18 protein-coding genes are annotated in these 17,605 nt (G+C 69.2%); 10 read left to right on the forward strand and 8 right to left on the reverse strand.

Features of this window, described 5'->3' with window-relative positions; genetic code table 11:
- Positions 1–22: 22 nt before the first annotated feature.
- The 4 genes from VG869_11160 to VG869_11175 all read left to right on the forward strand — a co-directional run bounded on the left by VG869_11160 (position 23) and on the right by VG869_11175 (position 4,926).
- On the forward strand, positions 23–502 hold the full coding sequence (locus tag VG869_11160) for a MarR family transcriptional regulator (GenBank protein HEV3451752.1): 480 nt from the start codon (positions 23–25) through the stop codon (positions 500–502).
- A 138-nt stretch (positions 503–640) separates the two neighbouring features.
- Entirely contained in the window at positions 641–1,738 is a 1,098-nt protein-coding gene (locus VG869_11165; protein ID HEV3451753.1) for an S-(hydroxymethyl)mycothiol dehydrogenase, read from the forward strand.
- A gap of 140 nt (positions 1,739–1,878) precedes the next feature.
- The gene (gene fdhD, locus VG869_11170) at positions 1,879–2,685 is read left to right on the forward strand and encodes a formate dehydrogenase accessory sulfurtransferase FdhD (protein ID HEV3451754.1); all 807 of its coding nucleotides are present in this window, start codon (positions 1,879–1,881) and stop codon (positions 2,683–2,685) included.
- Positions 2,686–4,926 carry an FdhF/YdeP family oxidoreductase gene (locus tag VG869_11175; protein HEV3451755.1) on the forward strand — a complete coding sequence of 747 codons (2,241 nt, stop codon included), beginning with the start codon at positions 2,686–2,688 and terminating at the stop codon, positions 4,924–4,926.
- A gap of 161 nt (positions 4,927–5,087) precedes the next feature.
- Here the strand turns inward: VG869_11175 and VG869_11180 are convergent, their stop codons facing one another.
- The 3 genes from VG869_11180 to VG869_11190 form a co-directional block, all read right to left on the reverse strand.
- The gene (locus VG869_11180) at positions 5,088–5,939 is read right to left on the reverse strand and encodes a class I SAM-dependent methyltransferase (protein ID HEV3451756.1); all 852 of its coding nucleotides are present in this window, start codon (positions 5,937–5,939) and stop codon (positions 5,088–5,090) included.
- A complete protein-coding gene (locus VG869_11185; GenBank protein ID HEV3451757.1) occupies positions 5,936–6,955 on the reverse strand; it encodes a hypothetical protein in 1,020 nt (339 codons plus the stop codon). The genes VG869_11180 and VG869_11185 overlap by 4 nt, the downstream gene beginning before the upstream one ends.
- 110 nt (positions 6,956–7,065) lie before the next feature.
- Complete coding sequence (locus VG869_11190) at positions 7,066–7,461, reverse strand: nuclear transport factor 2 family protein (GenBank protein HEV3451758.1); 396 nt, start codon at positions 7,459–7,461, stop codon at positions 7,066–7,068.
- 409 nt (positions 7,462–7,870) lie between these two features.
- Here VG869_11190 and queD point away from each other — a divergent pair, with 409 nt between their 5' ends.
- The 4 genes from queD to VG869_11210 all read left to right on the forward strand — a co-directional run bounded on the left by queD (position 7,871) and on the right by VG869_11210 (position 10,976).
- Positions 7,871–8,230, forward strand: a complete 360-nt coding sequence (gene queD, locus VG869_11195) for a 6-carboxytetrahydropterin synthase QueD (protein HEV3451759.1) — start codon at positions 7,871–7,873, stop codon at positions 8,228–8,230.
- Positions 8,227–8,913: a 7-cyano-7-deazaguanine synthase gene (locus VG869_11200; protein HEV3451760.1), complete on the forward strand. Its 687-nt coding sequence runs from the start codon at positions 8,227–8,229 to the stop codon at positions 8,911–8,913. The genes queD and VG869_11200 overlap by 4 nt, the downstream gene beginning before the upstream one ends.
- A 135-nt stretch (positions 8,914–9,048) precedes the next feature.
- Positions 9,049–9,843, forward strand: a complete 795-nt coding sequence (locus VG869_11205; GenBank protein ID HEV3451761.1) for a glycosyltransferase family 9 protein — start codon at positions 9,049–9,051, stop codon at positions 9,841–9,843.
- Between the two features lie 131 nt (positions 9,844–9,974).
- Entirely contained in the window at positions 9,975–10,976 is a 1,002-nt protein-coding gene (locus VG869_11210) for a hypothetical protein (GenBank protein ID HEV3451762.1), read from the forward strand.
- 23 nt (positions 10,977–10,999) lie between these two features.
- Here the strand turns inward: VG869_11210 and VG869_11215 are convergent, their stop codons facing one another.
- Complete coding sequence (locus VG869_11215) at positions 11,000–11,509, reverse strand: DUF4254 domain-containing protein (protein HEV3451763.1); 510 nt, start codon at positions 11,507–11,509, stop codon at positions 11,000–11,002.
- 483 nt (positions 11,510–11,992) lie between these two features.
- Here VG869_11215 and VG869_11220 point away from each other — a divergent pair, with 483 nt between their 5' ends.
- A complete protein-coding gene (locus VG869_11220) occupies positions 11,993–12,379 on the forward strand; it encodes a VOC family protein (GenBank protein ID HEV3451764.1) in 387 nt (128 codons plus the stop codon).
- A 35-nt stretch (positions 12,380–12,414) separates the two neighbouring features.
- Complete coding sequence (locus tag VG869_11225; GenBank protein HEV3451765.1) at positions 12,415–12,693, forward strand: DUF1905 domain-containing protein; 279 nt, start codon at positions 12,415–12,417, stop codon at positions 12,691–12,693.
- A gap of 221 nt (positions 12,694–12,914) precedes the next feature.
- Here VG869_11225 and VG869_11230 read toward each other — a convergent pair whose 3' ends face one another.
- The 4 genes from VG869_11230 to VG869_11245 form a co-directional block, all read right to left on the reverse strand.
- Complete coding sequence (locus VG869_11230) at positions 12,915–13,874, reverse strand: sodium:calcium antiporter (protein ID HEV3451766.1); 960 nt, start codon at positions 13,872–13,874, stop codon at positions 12,915–12,917.
- A 265-nt stretch (positions 13,875–14,139) separates the two neighbouring features.
- Positions 14,140–14,817 (reverse strand): DUF899 domain-containing protein, encoded by a 678-nt coding sequence (locus VG869_11235; GenBank protein ID HEV3451767.1) that lies wholly within the window; start codon positions 14,815–14,817, stop codon positions 14,140–14,142.
- 286 nt (positions 14,818–15,103) lie between these two features.
- On the reverse strand, positions 15,104–15,820 hold the full coding sequence (locus VG869_11240) for a DUF899 domain-containing protein (GenBank protein HEV3451768.1): 717 nt from the start codon (positions 15,818–15,820) through the stop codon (positions 15,104–15,106).
- A gap of 313 nt (positions 15,821–16,133) precedes the next feature.
- Positions 16,134–17,186, reverse strand: coding sequence for a dihydrodipicolinate reductase (locus VG869_11245; protein HEV3451769.1), 1,053 nt, complete (start codon positions 17,184–17,186; stop codon positions 16,134–16,136).
- Positions 17,187–17,605 lie beyond the last annotated feature (419 nt).

Here is a 17,605-nt window from a genome sequence, read left to right on the forward strand (position 1 = left end):
AGGAAGGCGTAACCTCGTGGGTGTGACAAGGGTCACGAAGGAGCAGCTGGCCCGGAGCGCGTGGGAGCTGCTGGTCGCCTACACGTTCTCGCAGCGATCGGCGCTCGCCGACATCGCGCGCGAGCTCGGTCTCACGCCCGGGCACACGAAGACCATCCTCGAGCTGGATCCGGACGAGGGCCGCTCCATGGGGGAGCTCGCGACGGTGCTGGCCTGTGACGCCTCGAACGCGACCTGGCTCGTGGATCGGCTCGAGGAGCGCGGCCTGGTGGAACGTCAGCCGCATCCCGGTGATCGGCGCGTGAAGTCTGTCGTGCTGACGCCCGAGGGCGCGAAGACGCGGGCCCTCCTCATCGAGCGGCTCGCGACCCCACCGGAGGACCTCGCGACGCTCGACCGCGCCGACCTCGAGGCCCTCCTCGACGCGCTCGGGCGTCTCCCACCCCATCCACCGTTCTGGTCGCCCGCGCACCGCTCGGCGACGGGCGCCCCGACCGGGTAGGCCGGGCTCGCGACCGCTCGGCCGCGGTGGCGGGCGGCAGGGTCCGTCCCCGACGCCGGTGACCGGGTCGGTTGTGGTCCTCCTGGAAATCCCGTTCCTGGTCCCGTAGAACAGGAGCAGCAGAAGGGACGGACCCCCGTGGGCGAAGCGGTTCGCGGTGTCATCGCCTCGGCGCCCGGCGAGCCGGTGACGGTCGAGACCATCGTGGTCCCGGACCCAGGCCCCGGTGAGGCGCGGGTGCGGGTGCAGGCGTGCGGCGTCTGCCACACCGACCTCCACTACCGCCAGGGCGCGATCGGTGACGACTTCCCGTACCTGCTCGGGCACGAGGCCGCAGGAACCGTCGAGGTCGTGGGCGAAGGCGTCACCGACGTCGCACCGGGCGATTTCGTCGTCCTGAACTGGCGGGCCGTCTGCGGCCAGTGTCGAGCCTGTCGTCGCGGGCGTCCGTGGCACTGCTTCGGCTCGCGCAACGCCGAGCAGCAGACGACGCTCGCAGACGGAGCCCCGCTCTCCCCCGCCCTCGGCATCGGCGCGTTCGCCGACAAGGTGCTCGTCGCCGCGGGCCAGGCGACGAAGGTCGACCCGGCCGCACGCCCCGAAGCCGCGGGTCTGGTCGGCTGCGGCGTCATGGCCGGATTCGGGGCGGCCGTCAACACCGGTGCCGTGACACGCGGCGACAGCGTCGCGGTGTTCGGGTGCGGTGGGGTCGGCGACGCCGCGATCGCCGGCGCTCGGTTGGTCGGCGCGGGGATGATCATCGCCGTCGACACCGACGCCAGGAAGCTCGACCAGGCGCAGGCGTTTGGCGCGACCCACACCATCGACTCGTCCCGCGTCGATCCCGTCGAGCGCATCCGCTCGCTCACCGACGGGAACGGGGTCGACGTCAGCATCGAGGCGGTCGGCCATCCCGACGTGCTCCGTCAGGCCTTCTACGCCCGGGACTTGGCCGGCACGCTCGTCCAGGTCGGTGTACCCGCGCCATCGATGCCGCTGCCCGACATCCCGATGATCGACTTCTTCGGCCGAGGCGGCGTGCTCAAGCCGTCGTGGTACGGCGACTGCCTGCCGAGCCGCGACTTCCCGCTGCTGATCGATCTCTACCTCCAAGGCCGCTTCGACCTGGATCGGTTCGTGTCAGAGACCATTCCCCTCGAAGGAATCGAGGAGGCCTTCGCCAAGATGCGCCGCGGCGAGGTCCTGCGGTCGGTCGTCGTCCTCGACGCGCCGTGAGCGCCGCGTTCGGCGAGGCCGGACCCGATCGTTCGGTTCGTGATGGCGAAGCGTCGAAACGAGGGACGAGCGCGTCTGCCTCGAGCGGTCGGCGGACCCCCGCAGTAGCCTCGGGCGTGCCCGCTCCCACTCGCCGTCGCGTGACCTCGGTTCGGGTGCGCGCCGTCGACGGCACCGTGGTGGCGGAGCGCCCGGACCGGCTCGTCACCGAGGAGCCGCTGGAGATCCGTGTCCACGGCCCGGGGCAAGCGCCGCAGCCGCTCGCGGTCACGATGCGGACGCCGGGCGATGACTTCGAGCTCGCCGTCGGCTTCCTCATCACCGAGCAACTGGCGACGCCGGGCGACGTTGCATCCGTCACCTACTGCGTCGGCAACGGCGGCGCGCCCGAGTACAACCTCGTGAACGTCGGGCTGACGCACCCGGTCTCCGTGCACGGTCGGACGTTCCCGGTCAACGCCAGCTGCGGCCTCTGCGGCGCGACGACCATCGACGACGCGCTCCGCGACACCTCCCCGGTCGGTCCGGGCCCGATCGTCTCGCGGTCGGTCCTCGTAACGCTGCCGGATCGGCTCCGGGATCGCCAGGCCGTGTTCGCGGCCACGGGCGGACTGCACGCCGCCGGGCTCTTCACGGCTCGCGGCGACGTCATCGTGCTCCGAGAGGATGTGGGTCGACACAACGCCCTCGACAAGGTCGTCGGTCACCTGGCCCTGCACGGCGACCTGCCGGCACGCGACACGATCGTGGCGGTGTCGGGACGCCTGAGCTATGAGATCGTGCAGAAGTCCGCCGTCGCGGGGATCTCGGTCCTCTGTGCCGTGTCGGCCCCCTCGAGCCTGGCCGTCGACGCGGCCCGACGCGTCGATCAGACCTTGGTGGGCTTCCTGCGGGGAGACCGGTTCAACGTCTACACGGGCTCCGAGCGCGTCGACCTGGACCGCTGAGTGGCCTGGCCAGGATCGGCGAGGGTCCGGAGCCCCCATCGGACACGATCCGATCTCTGGGTCGGTTTCCGCCCGTATGGCCTGGGGGAGACCAAACCCAACCACTACGCGGAGATCCTGCGCACCATCTGGACCAACCGCGACAACCTGCGGTACGCGTGGCGGATCCTGCGCCGAGGCGTGTGCGACGGCTGCGCGCTGGGGGTCGCCGGGTTCCACGACTGGACGCTCGAGGGCGTGCACCTGTGCACGACACGCCTGAACCTGCTGCGGGTCAACACGATGGGAGCGCTGGACCCCGCGAGGCTCGCCGACGTGGCCAGCCTGCGCGACGAGGCTGGTCCCGTGCTCCGAGGACTCGGGCGCCTCGCCCATCCGATGGTGCGCCGCCGGGGTGATCGCGGCTTCGCCCGGATCTCCTGGGACGAGGCCCTGGATCTCCTCGCCGGGCGGATCCGAGCCTCGACGCCCGATCGGCTCGCCCTGTACCTGACGGCGCGAGGGCTCACGAACGAGACGTATTACGTCGCCCAGAAGGTCATGCGGTTCCTCGGCACCAACAACATCGACAACGCGGCCCGACTGTGCCACGCGCCGTCGACGCTGGCGCTCAAGCGCTCCATCGGCGTGGGCGCGACGACCTGCTCGTACACCGACGTCATCGAGTCCGATCTCATCGTGCTGTTCGGTGCCAACGTCGCCAACGCCCAGCCCGTGTTCATGAAGTACCTGTACCTGGCCCGCAAGCGCGGCGCCCAGGTGATCGTCGTGAATCCGCTCCGCGAGCCGGGCCTAGACCGCTACTGGGTGCCCAGCAGCGTCGAGAGCGCCCTCTTCGGCACCCGGATGACCGACGAGTTTGTGCCCGTGCATGTCGGCGGGGACGTGGCGTTCCTGAACGGCGTCCTCAAGGTGCTCGTCGCCGAGGGCGGAATCGACCGTGGCTTCGTCGACGAGCACACGACCGGCTTCGACGCCGTGGTCGCCGAGGTGGATCGTGAGTCCTTCGACGAGCTCGAGACCCGCTCTGGGGTGTCCCGAGCCGCGATGGAAGCGTTCGCCCGCCGGTACGCGTCCGTTCGATCGGCGGTCCTGGTCTGGTCCATGGGCATCACGCAGCACTGCGCCGGGGTCGACAACGTGGCCGCGATCGTCAATCTCGCCCTCGCGCGCGGCAACGTCGGGCGCCGCGGCGCCGGCCTCATGCCCATCCGCGGCCACTCCGGCGTGCAGGGCGGCGCCGAGATGGGGGCGTACGCCACCGCGCTCCCCGGGGGGGCGCCCGTTGACCCCACCAGCGCGGCCGCCCTGAGCGAGCGCTACGGCTTTCGCGTTCCGTCCGAGCCCGGGCTCACCGCCGAGGCCATGCTCGAAGCCGCCGAAGGCGGGGGTCTCGACGTGCTCTGGACCAGCGGCGGCAACTTCCTCGAGGTGCTGCCCGACCCCAACCGGGTCGAGCGCGCCCTCGGCCGTGTGCCCCTCCGGGTCCATCAGGACATCGTCCTCTCGAGCCAGATGCTCGTCGACGGCGAAGCCGTCCTGCTGCTGCCCGTCGCGACCCGTTACGAGCAGCGCGGAGGTGGCACCGAGACGACGACGGAGCGTCGCATCGTGTTCAGCCCCGAGATCGCCGGGCCCCGGATCGGTGAGGCGCGCAGCGAGTGGGAGGTCTTCGTCGAGATGGGCCGCCGCGTCGATCCCGAGCGCGCAGAGCTCGTTCGGTTCGCGTCGGGCGACGCCATCCGAGCGGAGATCGCCAGCGTCGTGCCCACCTACGCCGGCGTCGAGCGGCTCCGCCGCACCGGGGATTCGATCCAGTGGGGCGGGGCACGCCTCTGCGAGGACGGTCTGTTCCCGACCCCGGACGGTCGCGCCCGCTTCACGCCGGTGGTCCCGGCGTCAGCGAGCCCCGACGACGGCCGCCTGCGTCTCGCGACTCGCCGCGGCAAGCAGTTCAACACGATGGTGATGGCGGAGCGCGATCCCCTGACTGGTGCCCGACGCGACGCGGTGTTCCTCGCTCGTGCCGACGCGTCGCGCCTCGGCGTCGGTGACGGCGACGCCGTCGTGGTGCGCTCGCCCCACGGAGAGCTGCGTGCCCGCGTCCACGTCTCCGACGTCAGGCCTGGCAACGCGCAGCTGTTCTTCCCTGAGGCCAACGTGCTCTTGCCGATGGGGCGGCGCGGCGAGTCCGGAATCCCCGACTACACGGATCGGGTCGAGATCGTCGCCGCGAGCTGACCGGGCAACTCGGACCTGGTTCCGGTCGGGCTCGTCGCCGCTTCCGGGCGTCCCCTTCGGATCGATCGGCACTCCGTCAGTGGTCGATCGAACGGATCACGACCCGGCGGCCCGATCCGGTGGCCGGCTCCGCGCCGGCGCTGAGCGCGCGACGACGCCCGTCAGCGAGAGGCTCGAACGATCCACGCCGCGGCGCCGAGGCAGACACCCTCGGGGGTCTGGTGGCCGGCGAGCGCGTCCCGAACCGCGTCGGTGGCGCGGGCTTCTGCGTCCGCCGCAGCGTCGGCGAAGATCGCTCGCGCCATGCCGGTCCCCCGCAGGAACTCCAGCGTCTCCTCGAGGCTGCCGCCGCCGCCCAGCAGCATCGGGGCCTCGACCGGCCCGACGTCGACATCTCGAAACCCGGCGGTTCTCAGCACCTCGGCGGTGCGATCGGGGTCGGCGAGCGCGAAGGGCCCGGGCGCGCCGGGGGGACCGAGGTCAGGCAGCGGGATCTGGGTGGCGGCGGCCATGCCCGGCACCAGCACCCACTCGTTCTGCGGCAGGCCCTGCCAGCACACGAACACGAGGCGCCCGCCCGGCTCAGCCGCTCCGGCCAGATTGGCGAACGCGGCGACCGGATCGTCGAAGAACATGACCCCGAACCGGCTCATCACGACATCGCGGCTCCCGCGGCCAACGTCCGCGACTTGCGCGTCGGCGACCTCGAACCGGACGTTCTGAATCGCCTCGTCGCTCGCCCTGCTGCGCGCACGGTCGATCATCGGACGCGAGACGTCCAGGCCGAGCGCGTCACCGCCCCTGGCCGCCGCAGCGGCGGCGAACGTCGTCGTTCCGGTCCCACATCCCACGTCCAGTACCCGATCCCCCGGACCGATTGCCGCCACCGTGAGCAAGTGATCGGTGAACGGACGCAGCATCGCGTCGTAGCGGGCCTGATGGTCGATCCAGTGGCGCGCCTCGTCCGAGTTCCAATACTCGATCTGCTCCGCGTTCGCGCCGTTGCTCGTCACGGCTCGTCTTCCTCGAGCGACGTCGCGACCGCCGGCGACGCCGCTCCCAGCTGGGCGCGCCAGGGCGCCACGTCGAGGTTCGGGTAGCGCGCCGCGGTCTCGTCGAGCAACGCCGCGTCCCAGATCGGGTGCCCGGGTGGGGGGAACCCGAAGAGTTCGAGCTGGCGCGGCGTCGACCCCTCAACGAACTGAGTCCACGCTGGAAACGTCGCTCGCGACTGCACCGAGGTGTACCCGATCCAGTCCTGGCCCGCGACCTTGAAGCTGACGTTGAGGAGGAAGCGTGCGCCTCCGGGCGCCGTGAGGTTCACGGCGCGATGGAAGACGTCGGGGCGGTAGGCGAGCAAGGACCCGCGCATCCCGGCTGCCGGCCGCTCCCGGGAATACAGCTCCGGGTCATTGGCCGGCATGATCAACGGCGCGGTCGGCGAACGACCTGGTGAGTCGCGAAGCGACACGAGATGTGTCGGAGCGGTTCCAGCGTCCACGTCCGAGAGGTAGAGGAACGACTCGACGTGCAACCACGGGGTTTCAGCGCGAGGCGGCAGCCACGAGTGGTTTCGGTCGGTGTGCATCGGCTGCTCGTAATTCGTCTCACCCGTGTACTTGGCCGACACGCCCACCTGGTATAGGCGCAGGTCGTCCGTCGCCAGGAGCCGCTCGGCAAGGTCGACGATCGCCGGGTGGACGCACAACCGGTTGAGCCGGCCCGACCCCGAGAACGGGAACTCCGCTCGCCACGTGTGCTGCTCGGGCCGGAACCCGGGTCCGTCGGGCGGCCACGTGAACGAGTGACGCGGCGGGGCTGGCTCGCCGAGCCACTTCTTGGTCTCCCCGGCTGGATCGGCGTGGTAGTCCGCCGGAGTGGGGAAGAGGTCCGGCAGGTCCTCAGCCGCGGCGTCGATCTCGTCGGTGCCGATCAACCCGTCGACCAGCACCCACCCGTGCTCGCGCCACGCGTCGACCTCGTCGTCACGGGCGCGTCGCCCGGCGTGCGTCGCGAGGTCGCGGGCCATGCCAAAGGACTAGCGACCCGTCGCCGGCTGGCGCAAACTCGAGCCCGGCCGAGCGTGTCGAGCCCGGCGTCCAACGCCGCCTCGGTGCGCCGTCTCGTCGGACTCGGTGCTCAGGGCGATGCTGCGACCCGGGCGGCCGCGTCGGCACGCTGGTCGAAGCCGCGGATGTCCACGATGCGCCCGGAACGGATCCTGACGACCTGCCAACGATCCACCTCGCCACCCCCTGCCTGCGCCGCGGGGTTGCCGCTGACCCGAAGACCGATGAGGAGCTGGTCGCCGTGCACCGTCATCTCGGTGACCCGGGCCCGGACGCCGGCGGTGCGTCCGCGTTGGTACCAGGCCAGCACCTGGTCCCGGTTCGTGCAGCCCGGCGCGGGGTCGTCCGGGGCGCCCCAGCGCACGCTTGGGTCGAGCAGGTCGCTGACTGCGGCCAACTCCGCTGACTCCAGCGCGGCGCGGACGCGTTCGACGATCTCCCGTCCCACCGCCTGCCGTTCATCCATCGAGCCGCCTCCGCCGCTTCGCCTTCGAGATGGTGTCAGACACCGAGAGGGAGTGCCGGTTCCGGCGCCTGTCGGCACGACCTCGACGGTCGAACGAATCTCGGCTCGCTGGGAGGTCCTCCTCGGGCGCTCGACACGATCGAGACGGGTCAGCACACTGTCTCGCCATGTCATCCCTGACCGCCGGGCGAGGCGCGGGCCGGACTCGCGATGGCGGAGGCCGGCCCGAACGCGGGCGGTGCGACGGCGCGCACCCTAGCCTGGAGGGGCCGGGCCCTACCTGGGAGGGAACCACGGAAACGACGACCGCCCCCTTCGTCAACTGGCAGTCCTGCTCGAGTGTCTTTGAGGAAGCGTCGTACAGGACACGTGACCTGGCCGGGAATCGGCCGGTCCCCTGACACAGCACATGGAGATTTTCAAGGAGTTCTCCTTCGAGGCCGCCCACCGTCTCCCGCACGTACCGGTCGGGCACAAGTGTTCTCGCCTCCACGGCCATTCGTTCCGCGTGAGCGTGCACATCGAGGGGCCGACCGGCGCGGAGACGGGGTGGGTACGGGACTTCGCGGACCTGAGCTGCGCGATGGAGCCCGTCCTGAGGCGGCTCGACCACTACTACCTGAACGACATCGAGGGACTCGACAACCCCACCAGCGAGACGCTGGCTCGTTGGATCTGGGAGCGGTTGCTGCCCGCGCTGCCCGGACTGTCGCAAGTCGTGGTGCGCGAGACCTGCACGTCGGGATGCGTGTACCGAGGCGAGCCGTGAGTGCGCCCCGATCGGTGGATTCGGGCTCGGCGAACCGCGTCGCGGTCCTCTCGAGCGGCGGCCTCGACAGCGCGGTGCTCATCGCGGAGTTCCTGAAGCTGGGTCACGTCGTCCAACCCATCTACGTGCGGTTCGGCTTGGCCTGGGAGAAGGTCGAGGAGGAGCAGCTCCGGCGCTTCCTCGGCACGCTCCCTGGGCACCGAGCTCATCCCGTGCTCACGCTCGACTTCCCGATCACCGATGTCTACGGCTCACACTGGAGCGTGTCCGGCGATGACGTGCCGGATGCGACGTCCACCGACGACGCCGTGTACCTACCCGGCAGGAACCTGCTGCTGCTCGCCAAGTCGAGCATCTGGTGCGCGCTCCACGACGTTCGCAACCTTGCGCTCGGGACGCTGAAGGGCAACCCGTTCGCCGACAGCAGCCGTGCCTTTTTCAGGATCGTCGAGTCGGCGGTTCATACCGCGCTGAACTTCGACCTCGAGGTGATCACCCCGTTCGCCGGGCTCACCAAGTCCGAGGTCCTCGAACGGGGGCGCGGTCTCGAGCTTCACCACACCTTCTCGTGCATCGACCCGCAGGGCGACCAGCACTGTGGGCGCTGCAACAAGTGCGCCGAGCGCCGGCGCGCGTTCGCAACGTTGGGGATCAACGACGGCACCCGGTACGCGGCGCTCTGAGACCGGCCGGAGGGCCTCGTGACCGGGGTTTACGTGGCCCCGATCTCGTTCGGGTTGGGCGACCTCGTGGTGTCGTTGCCGGTCATCCAGGCCCTCGTCGCCGAAGGCCGTGCGGGGGGTCACGAGACGTGGGTGGTGGCGCGCTCGGTCGGACAGGCCCGGCTCGCCGAGCGCATCGAGGGCATCGCGGGGACGGTGTCCGAGGACGAATTCGATCCGACCCAGTGCCCAGGTCGCTTCATCGATCTTCGCGACCATCCCCTCCAGCGTGACTACTGGTGGGGCTCACCGGAGTTCGAGGACGCGGTCGGGCCGTTGTCGATCAACGAGATCCTCGGCCGCATCAGCGCCGACTTCGAGATCAGCGCGGACTTCGGGCGCCCGGCTCCCTTGCTCTCGCACCCTCGACCAGAGGCCAGCGAGCAGGTCCTCTTCGTCGCCGAGACCGATGGGGCGACCAAGCGATGGGCCACCGAGCGTTGGGCGACATTGGCGGAAAGGATCGAAGCGCTTGGCGTCGAGGTCCGTCTCGTCACGCCAACGGCTGCGGACGGCGACATGCACGGAGCCGGCATTGAGCAGCTACGAGCCCCGAGCCCCGGCGACGCCGTGGATCTCCTCGGTGCCTGTCGCGCGGTGGTCGGCGTCGACACCGGCCTGACGCATATCGCGGTGCAACAGCGGACACCGACGGTCACGATCTGTCGACAGCCGCCGACCTTCTTTCGGCCGTGGCCCCACTGTCGCGCCGTCGTCGGTCAGCGCTGCGACGACGTGTGCGCATCCCTCAACCGTGACCAGGCGTATAACGCACGGGTGAGTCTGCGTGGATTTCAATGGCGGCCGCGCGTCTGCCCGGTTGGAGCGCGCTGTCTGGATCCGATCCACCCCGACCGCGTGATGGACGCCCTCCGGGAGCTCGAGTGGTAGGCGACCTCGAACCCGGCCAACGCGGCCGGCAGATGTGGTCAGCGTCTGATCGGCAAGCACCGAACAGCGTGCCCGTGGACTCGTGCGCGCAACACGGCGTCAGGAACTCGCAGCCCGAAGGGATCGGGCGTGTGGTTGCCATCGGCGAAATCTGTGCGTGGAACAACCTGGGCCGCAACGTGGTCTTCGCGTCCAGCGACCTCCGGCCCGTGGCGATCTTCGGGGAGACGCGTTTCCCCGAAGATGATGAGCTGTCGCAATACGACCTCGATGTCCACGCCATCGTTGATCTCCCGGGCATCGACGTCGTCGTGGTTCTCAACCACCTGGGTCTGATCCGGGCCTTCCGACGATCAGACATTCGCGCTGGTCCGGCGCGGCGCCTCCATCCACTGTGGACGCGAACATTTGCCGCGGACGTGGAGCGCCTCGTGGCCGTCGGAGATCGACTCGTGGGGTCCCGGCCACGCGGGGCGGACGCGGGCGGATTGCTGGTCTCCGAACCCATCGGGGGGATGCCGAGCCGCTCACCGGTGGACGCCGACACCCAGCTCGAGACTTGGGGAGCGGTCACCGCACTCGTGGGGCTGCCCGCCGGTGGCGACGACCGTGTAGCCGTCGGAGGGGAGGGGCGAGTCGCGCTCGTCTCAGCTCGGGACGGCCGCGTCGACGACGTTCGCTGGGAGGTCGAAGTTGGGTTTCAGCCCGCGGGGCTGCTGTGGGACGGCACGCTCGTGTGGGCGGCGGGTCACGAGTCGGACACCGCGGCGATCGGCGACTACGAGTGGGAGAAGCTGCGCGGCGGCGGATTCGCGGGCCTGGACCCCGTCGATGGGGACATGGTCGTTCACGGCCACTTCTCCGACGACCTGGGATGGGGGAACGGGGGCATGGCCGTCGCGATCGCTGGCGGCGCGGTGTGCGGGATCGGCCAGACCGGCGAATTGCACCTGTTCCGCGCCCGGGACGGGGAGCCGCTCGGACACACCGCTCCCTTCGCTCACCGCTCCCTCGGGATCGCGCACACGGCCGCCGTCGGTGAGCACGTCCTCTACGGCTTCAACCGAGGCGGCTACCGCCTCCGCCGCGTCGCAGTTTCGAGCATCGCGCGTCTTGCCGGTGCCCGGGGGTGACGAGGCGACCCCAGGGTCGGTGGCTACGGCGCGTACAGCTTCAGCTGCTGGTAAGGCATGAACCGTCGGCTTCCCTTGCGCACGTCCTGGAGGAGGCCGTCAAGCGCCTCCTCAAGCGCAGCGAGATGGCGACGAAGGACCGGCAGGCGCCCTGCGAGCGAGTTGGTGTCCGAACCGCGGGAGGCGACCGCGCGTTCGGTGTGATGGATGCGGATCACCAGCACGGAGAGACGATCGAAGACCATCGCCGGGCTCTCGGTGGCGAGCGGGGCCGCGGCGACCTGGGAAACGGCGGCATCGATTCCAGCGTCGATCGCTTCGATCAGGCGGTGTCGCGTCGCGTTGAGCCGGTCGATCGCTCGCTTCGCGCTGGCAACGGTCGCGTCGTCCGCGCCGACCGTGCGGCCATCGTCCTCGAATTGCCACTGAGCGATGTTCGTGCTGTGCAGCTCCCCGAGCAGCCCGGCGGCGTGCCCACCGCCCGCCGGCTGACCCTCGCCCTCACGAAGGATTCGGCGGAACTCCGCCGACACGCTGCTTGCGGACAAGCGACTCGGGTCAGAGAGCGGATCCATGAGCAACCGGCGCGGTCTACAGGCGAGGTGGGACGGCCGGCTCGGTGCAGAGCGGCCGTCGCTCATGTGCGGGGAACCGGTCAGCGAGTTCAAGCACTCGACCAACTCCGCGGTCGTCGATCGTGGAGGGAACCGGTGAGAGGTCGAAATCCAGCGCGAATCCTGCTGCGCGGACGACCCGGTCGAGGGTCGCGACCGTCGGAACTTTGACGCCCGCCTCGTACGCCGACAGCGTCGAGTGAGAGGTACCCGCGAGCCGGCCGAGCTGCCGGAGGGAGAGGCCGGCCCGGCCCCGAGCCAGACGAATCACGCCGGCGGCATCCACATCCTGATGGTATCCGATCGGATACCAGAGGCCCCGCAAGATCGAAAGGTGACCGATTAGTCTCATGTCCCCCGGCCGTCTGTCTCCCCGAAGGTTCACAAGCCCAGGAGGACCAGATGAGTGACAAGACCAAGGTCCGGATCACCGACGTGCGCACCGTAGGCGTGCCCGTCACCGACCAGGACCGGGCGGTGGAGTTCTATGTCGGCAAGCTCGGATTCGAGATCCGCCTCGACGCCCCGCTTGGCGACGGCGGCCGGTGGATCGAGCTGGCGCCGCCCGGAGCTACGACGACGATCGCCCTCGTCCGTGCGCGCGATGGGATACCTGCGGGCGTCGAGACCGGCATCCGTTTTACGACGGCCGACGCCGACGCCGAGCACGCCGACCTGCAGGCCAGGGGCGTCGACAGCGACGATGTGTTGCGTTGGCCGGGCGTGCCGGCCATGTTCGCCTTCCGCGACCAGGATGGCAACGGGCTCGAGATCGTTCAGAGTGCCTGAGACCGGCTGAGGCCATTCTGCATGAGGAGGTTCAGATGAGCGTGTTGAGGAAGCGCTTCACCGCACCGTTGCAGAGGAGTCCCAACAAGGGTGGCTGGACCTTCGTGGTCATGCCCGACTCGGTCGAGTTCTTCGGCACTCGGGGGCTGGTCAAGGTGCGAGGAACCGTTGACGGATATCCCTTCCGGAGCTCCTTCATGGCGATGGGCGACGGCACCCACAAGCTCCCGATCAAGGCCGACGTACGCAGAGCCATCGGGAAGGAACGAGGCGACAACGTCACCATCCGGCTGCAGGAACGGCTCAACTCCTGAGCCGGCCGATGGCTCGCCGCATTTCCCGGAGACAGCCACACCGGGACCTTCAGCGCCTCGAGAACGGCTCTCGACGAGAGAGCCTCCGTGTCCCGCCGCCCCTCACAGAGGCGGCGGGTGCGCGAGTTGGCCGGATGCGCCGCGAACGCGTCGACACAGCCGTCAAACCGCGAGTGCACTAGCTCGATGCGGATCAGCTTCATCGCGACCATCGCTGGCCGTTAGATGAGCACGAGCACGAGATAAACGCTGTAGATCGTAAGAACCGCGAAGCCGGCCAGGCGTCGGAGCTCGCCACGAGGTCCGCCTAGAGCGACGATGAGCAGCGGCAGTCCGGCCGCGAGCCAGGCGGCTCCCGTCACTCCGCCGTTGGGCAGCGGGTGTATGAGGGCGGCGACGCCGAGGGTTGCCGTGGCGTTGTAGGCCGCGGAACCGATCACCCCGGCGACCGCCAATTCAGTGATGCCACGACGGGCGGCCGACCAGGCCAACGCGAACAGCTCGGCGGTGGTCGCCAACGCGACGAAGGTCAGCCCGACGGCGCTGTCGGCCAGCCCGAGGCTGTCGACGATCTGCTCGGCGCCGCTGACCGCGAGTCGTCCGCCGAGGGCCATGATCCCGACGCCGACCAGCAACAGCAAAACCGCGACCGCGCCACCTGCCTCGACGGGGTCCTCGGATGCGGGTGACGCAGCCTTGGCGCTTCCGTGGACGAACGCCTCCGTCAGTTCACCGATGGCGGGCGGCCGACGCTCGATCCGCCAAACAACAAAGAGCCCGCCGACGTAGGCCGCCACGAGCACTGCGCCGCCGGCCCGGGTCAGGCGGCCCACCGACAACAGCACGGCCGCCACCGTCCCAGCCCCGGCGGCCGCGAAGGCATAGCCGCGCACCCGCTTTCCTATCGGGAGGCCGACCAGTACCGCAATCAGGCCCAGCACGAGGGTCAGCATCGTGATGTTGGCACCGATGGCGTCGCCGACGGCGATCCCACCGCGATGACGAGCCGAGGCGAACACGGCGGTGACCAACTCCTCCGGCTCGGCGCCCGCCACGACGAGACCGACCGCCAGCGCGGTGACGCCGATCCGGCGGCCCGCTCGTGCAGCGTGCTCGGCGAACAACTCGGCGCCGACCGTCAGCAGCGCGGCTGAGAGCGCCAGAAGTATCAAGCCGGTCACTCAATCAGCCTGCCCGGAGGGTCGTCGTGTGAGGGGGACCCAAGGCTGGCAAGCGACCAGAGCCGCGTCGGTGCGAACCGACTACAGGCTCCTTCGACGGACCCATATCTCGAGTGTCGGGCTCGCCTCCAGGGTGTGATGACCACGGTGGCTGTTGAGGCGTCCGGGGTCCGCAATGAAGAAAGGAAGCGGGGTTCGTAACGGATTTTCGGCCCGGCGTCAACCGCGCGGCGCAGCTGGTCGCCTAGCCGGAATCACTCCAGCACTAGGACGGCTTGGCATCGGCATATTCGTCGTGCCAGTTCCACCACTTGTACGGTTCGGTTTGGGGGTAGTCCTCGGGCGAGTCCTCCCAGTCCTCCTGGCGTCCGAGCGCCGTAATGTCGAGGTAGCTCCAAGTGCTCCCCATCGCTTCGTCGCCGCGGTTGTTGATGAAGTAAGTCCGGAACACGCGGTCGCCGTCGCGGATGAACGCGTTCGTGCCGTGCCATTCGTCCACGCCGAAGTCGGTGGCGAAGTCGTCCGTCATCGTGTACCAGGGCATCGTCCAGCTCATCCGCGCCTTAACGCGCTCGATGTCTGCCTGCGCCGCGGGCGAGACGAAGACGAGAGTTGTGTCGCGGGCGTTCAAATGGGCGACATGGGCGACCTGGTCGGCAACGAGGGAGCAGCCGATGCAGGCATGGTCGGGCCAGCCGTACACATCGGGTTCGAAGAAGGCGCGGTAGACGATCAGCTGACGGCGGCCTTCGAACAGGTCGAGGAGGCTCGCTCTGCCCTTGGGTCCGTCGAACTCGTACTCCTTCTCCACAGCCAGCCACGGCATCCGCCGACGCTCGGCGGCGAGCGCGTCACGGGCGCGGGTCAACTCCTTCTCCTTCACGAGCAATTGCCGGCGCGCCGCCTCCCACCCGTCGGGCGACACGATCGGGGGTGTGTTCATCGCAGACTCCTATCGGGTGTTCGTCTCCAACATCGTCACGACCCGGCCCGTGCCTCGGAGCGGGCGGCGCGGCTGCTCAAATATCGGGATCGCCCATAGCTCTCGGCTTCGTTGTGGATTGGGCATCGTGTTTGGAATGAAGGACGCGGGCCTCGGACAGGCCGAGCGGCAGTCGTCCCAGGCGACCGATCGCGGCTCGAAGCGCGATGGCGATTCCGCTGCCGTCCGACGAGCGGTGCGAGCCACTCTTCGAACGGCACCCCAGCGACGTGCGCAATCGTCATCGCTAGCTGGCCTCGTACTGGTCATGCCGATGAAACCACGACAGGTCGCCCTCGTTGCGGCCGAGCGGCGCCCGATCGAGCCATTGCCACATCGTCCACAGCACGTCGAGGCCGCGGGCATACGCGGAGTAGGTGTGGAAGACGTCGTCGCCGTCACGCGCGAACGCGCTCATGCCGGGTTGCTCGCCCGACCAGTCGCGCCAGGCGACGTTCTCCTCCTCGAGCTGCGCCTGGTCCTTGTAGTTGTACTCAACCGGTGCCACCGCGGGATCGATCGTCACATGGAAGTCGTAGTTGAAGCTGCTCCCGAACGACGAGATCCAACGGAAGTTCCATCCCATGCGTCGCTTGTACGCGACGAGGTTGGCGAGCGGCGCGCGCGACACCACGGCGAACGCCACATCGTGGTGCTCGAGGTGCGGGACGCTGCCGGCGAATCCGTCCGCGACCGCCGAGCAGCTCGGACAGCCTTCGTCCCAGTCCGGCCCCAACATGAAGTGATAGACGAGCATCTGCGAACGCCCCCCGAACAGATCGCGCAGCGACGCGTCGCCGTCTTCGGTCGCGAACCGGTAATCCTTCTCAACCGGCACCCAGGGCAGGTCACGCCGCCGTCGCGCAAGCTCGTCGCTGCGGCGCGTTAATTCCTTCTCAGCTTCGAGCAGCTCGAGGCGAGCTGCAAGCCATTCGTCGCGCGTGCCGAGTGTGTGGGATGCCATCGGCGCTTCGTCTCCTTCCGGTGGCGGTCGTGCGACCTACGCCGACACCACTCTCGTCCAACATCCTCACGAATCAGTCCCCATCTTGGACTGGGTCGTACCGCCCAACTCACGTGGGGCGTCCGACCATCCCGCCTCATCCGAGGCCCGCGCTTCGTCATCCGGATGCCCGGACTGATGGATCTCGGCCACCGTCGAGGTCGATGACGGTTGGAAGGTCACGGTCACGATCGAGTCCTGGAACCGGGTCACGCGCGAAGACCACGTGGAAGACCCGCGAGTCAGAGCGGGGGACCGAGGTCTGTTCACGTGCTCATCCACCGATCGCTGGGCCGGCCGGTGTGACCGGCGGGAGGTCCGTGGTTGAGAGGATCCCTGGTGGCGCTGCGCAGACGTAGGGGATGGCGTTGACTGGCCGGTTCGCGGTGTACGCAGGTGTGAAGGACCCGATCTCGTCGAGCGGGATTGGGAAGGCCAGCTCGACGTCGAGTGGAGCGTCGCCCTTCACCTGCACACGCCACCCAGTTGGGCGCAACTCCCAGGCCGGCTCGATCTCCGTGGTGCAGTACCAGGTCGGTGTGAAGCGGATGCGGTCGGTGCCGCCGCTGCGCCCGATGATCCGAGTGCGCTGCGCGGCCACGGAGCCGGCCGAGATCTGACCGGCGACGATGGAGGTGGTGCGCCGGGCCGCGGCGACTTCTCCGGTACAGATCCACTCGTCGACGGCGCAGCCGGCGGCTTCGGCAAGGATGCCGAGCGCTGGTCCGAACTCCCCAAGCAAGAAGGATGAGCGGTTCGGGTCGAAGGATTCGAGCGGCCGACCGAATCCCATGAGCTCGAACAGCAGATTTGGCGAGTCCCGTCGCGAGAGGTTCGCGAACTCGTCGATCTCGATCGCCTCGACCCGGCGCTGCAGGGAGAGCAGCGCCAAGGGAAGCGCGTCGGTGATGAACCCGGGACTGCTTCCAGTTGCGTAGATAGACGAGCTGCCCCGGGAGCATGCACGCTCGATGGCCGCGCGCCGCCCCTCACCCAGCCGCTCCCCCCGGGCGAAGAGCTCACCGCGGGTGGTGACGACGTTCGTACCGGCCTCGAGCAGCGCGACGACATCATCGAGCTCAAGGGCACTTGGCATGTACAGCGCACAGTCGGCGCCGAGGGCGTGGATAGCGCCCCGGTCGGTGGTCGCTGCAATCCCGCTTGGGTCCTCGCCGCAGAGGACTCCCGCGTCGACACCGTCCTTGGCCGGGTCGTAGACCAGCACCCCGACTAGCTCAAGGGATGGGTGTCGGATCACCTCGCGTAAGGCGCGCAGGCCGATGTTGCCGGTGGCCCATTGCACGACTCGGTAGCGCGAAGGGCTCACCGACCCCGGCCCCTGAGGGGTTGAGCCTCGAGGGCTTCCGGCGCGAGCACCTCGCGGCGCTGTGTCGTCATCGCCTCAGCTCAGGGGGAGCCCGACCACGGCTGATAAGTCAAGTCTTGAGCCATTCGGGGACGACCTCCGGCTGGGCGCCCGCAGCCGCACGCCGTCGCTTCGTTCAATGACCCCCTCGTCGGTGCCGAGATAGGGGCTGATTACCGCCGGGTCGTGGCGCACGTGGTTCCCGTTCCGACAGGCGATACTGCGCGCGCCGCGCTGCAGCCGCGGCACGCGGGTCATTTAACACCTGTGTCGCTCAGCGTCAGATCCCGCACCATTTCTACCGAGCTCTCTCGCTCCGGGCTGACGTTGAAACAGCAGCCGCGTCAGCCCGAGCGAGCTCCAGTGATTGGGGAGCGCGT

The organism is Acidimicrobiia bacterium, assembly GCA_035948415.1.
GTDB lineage: Bacteria > Actinomycetota > Acidimicrobiia > IMCC26256 > PALSA-555 > PALSA-555.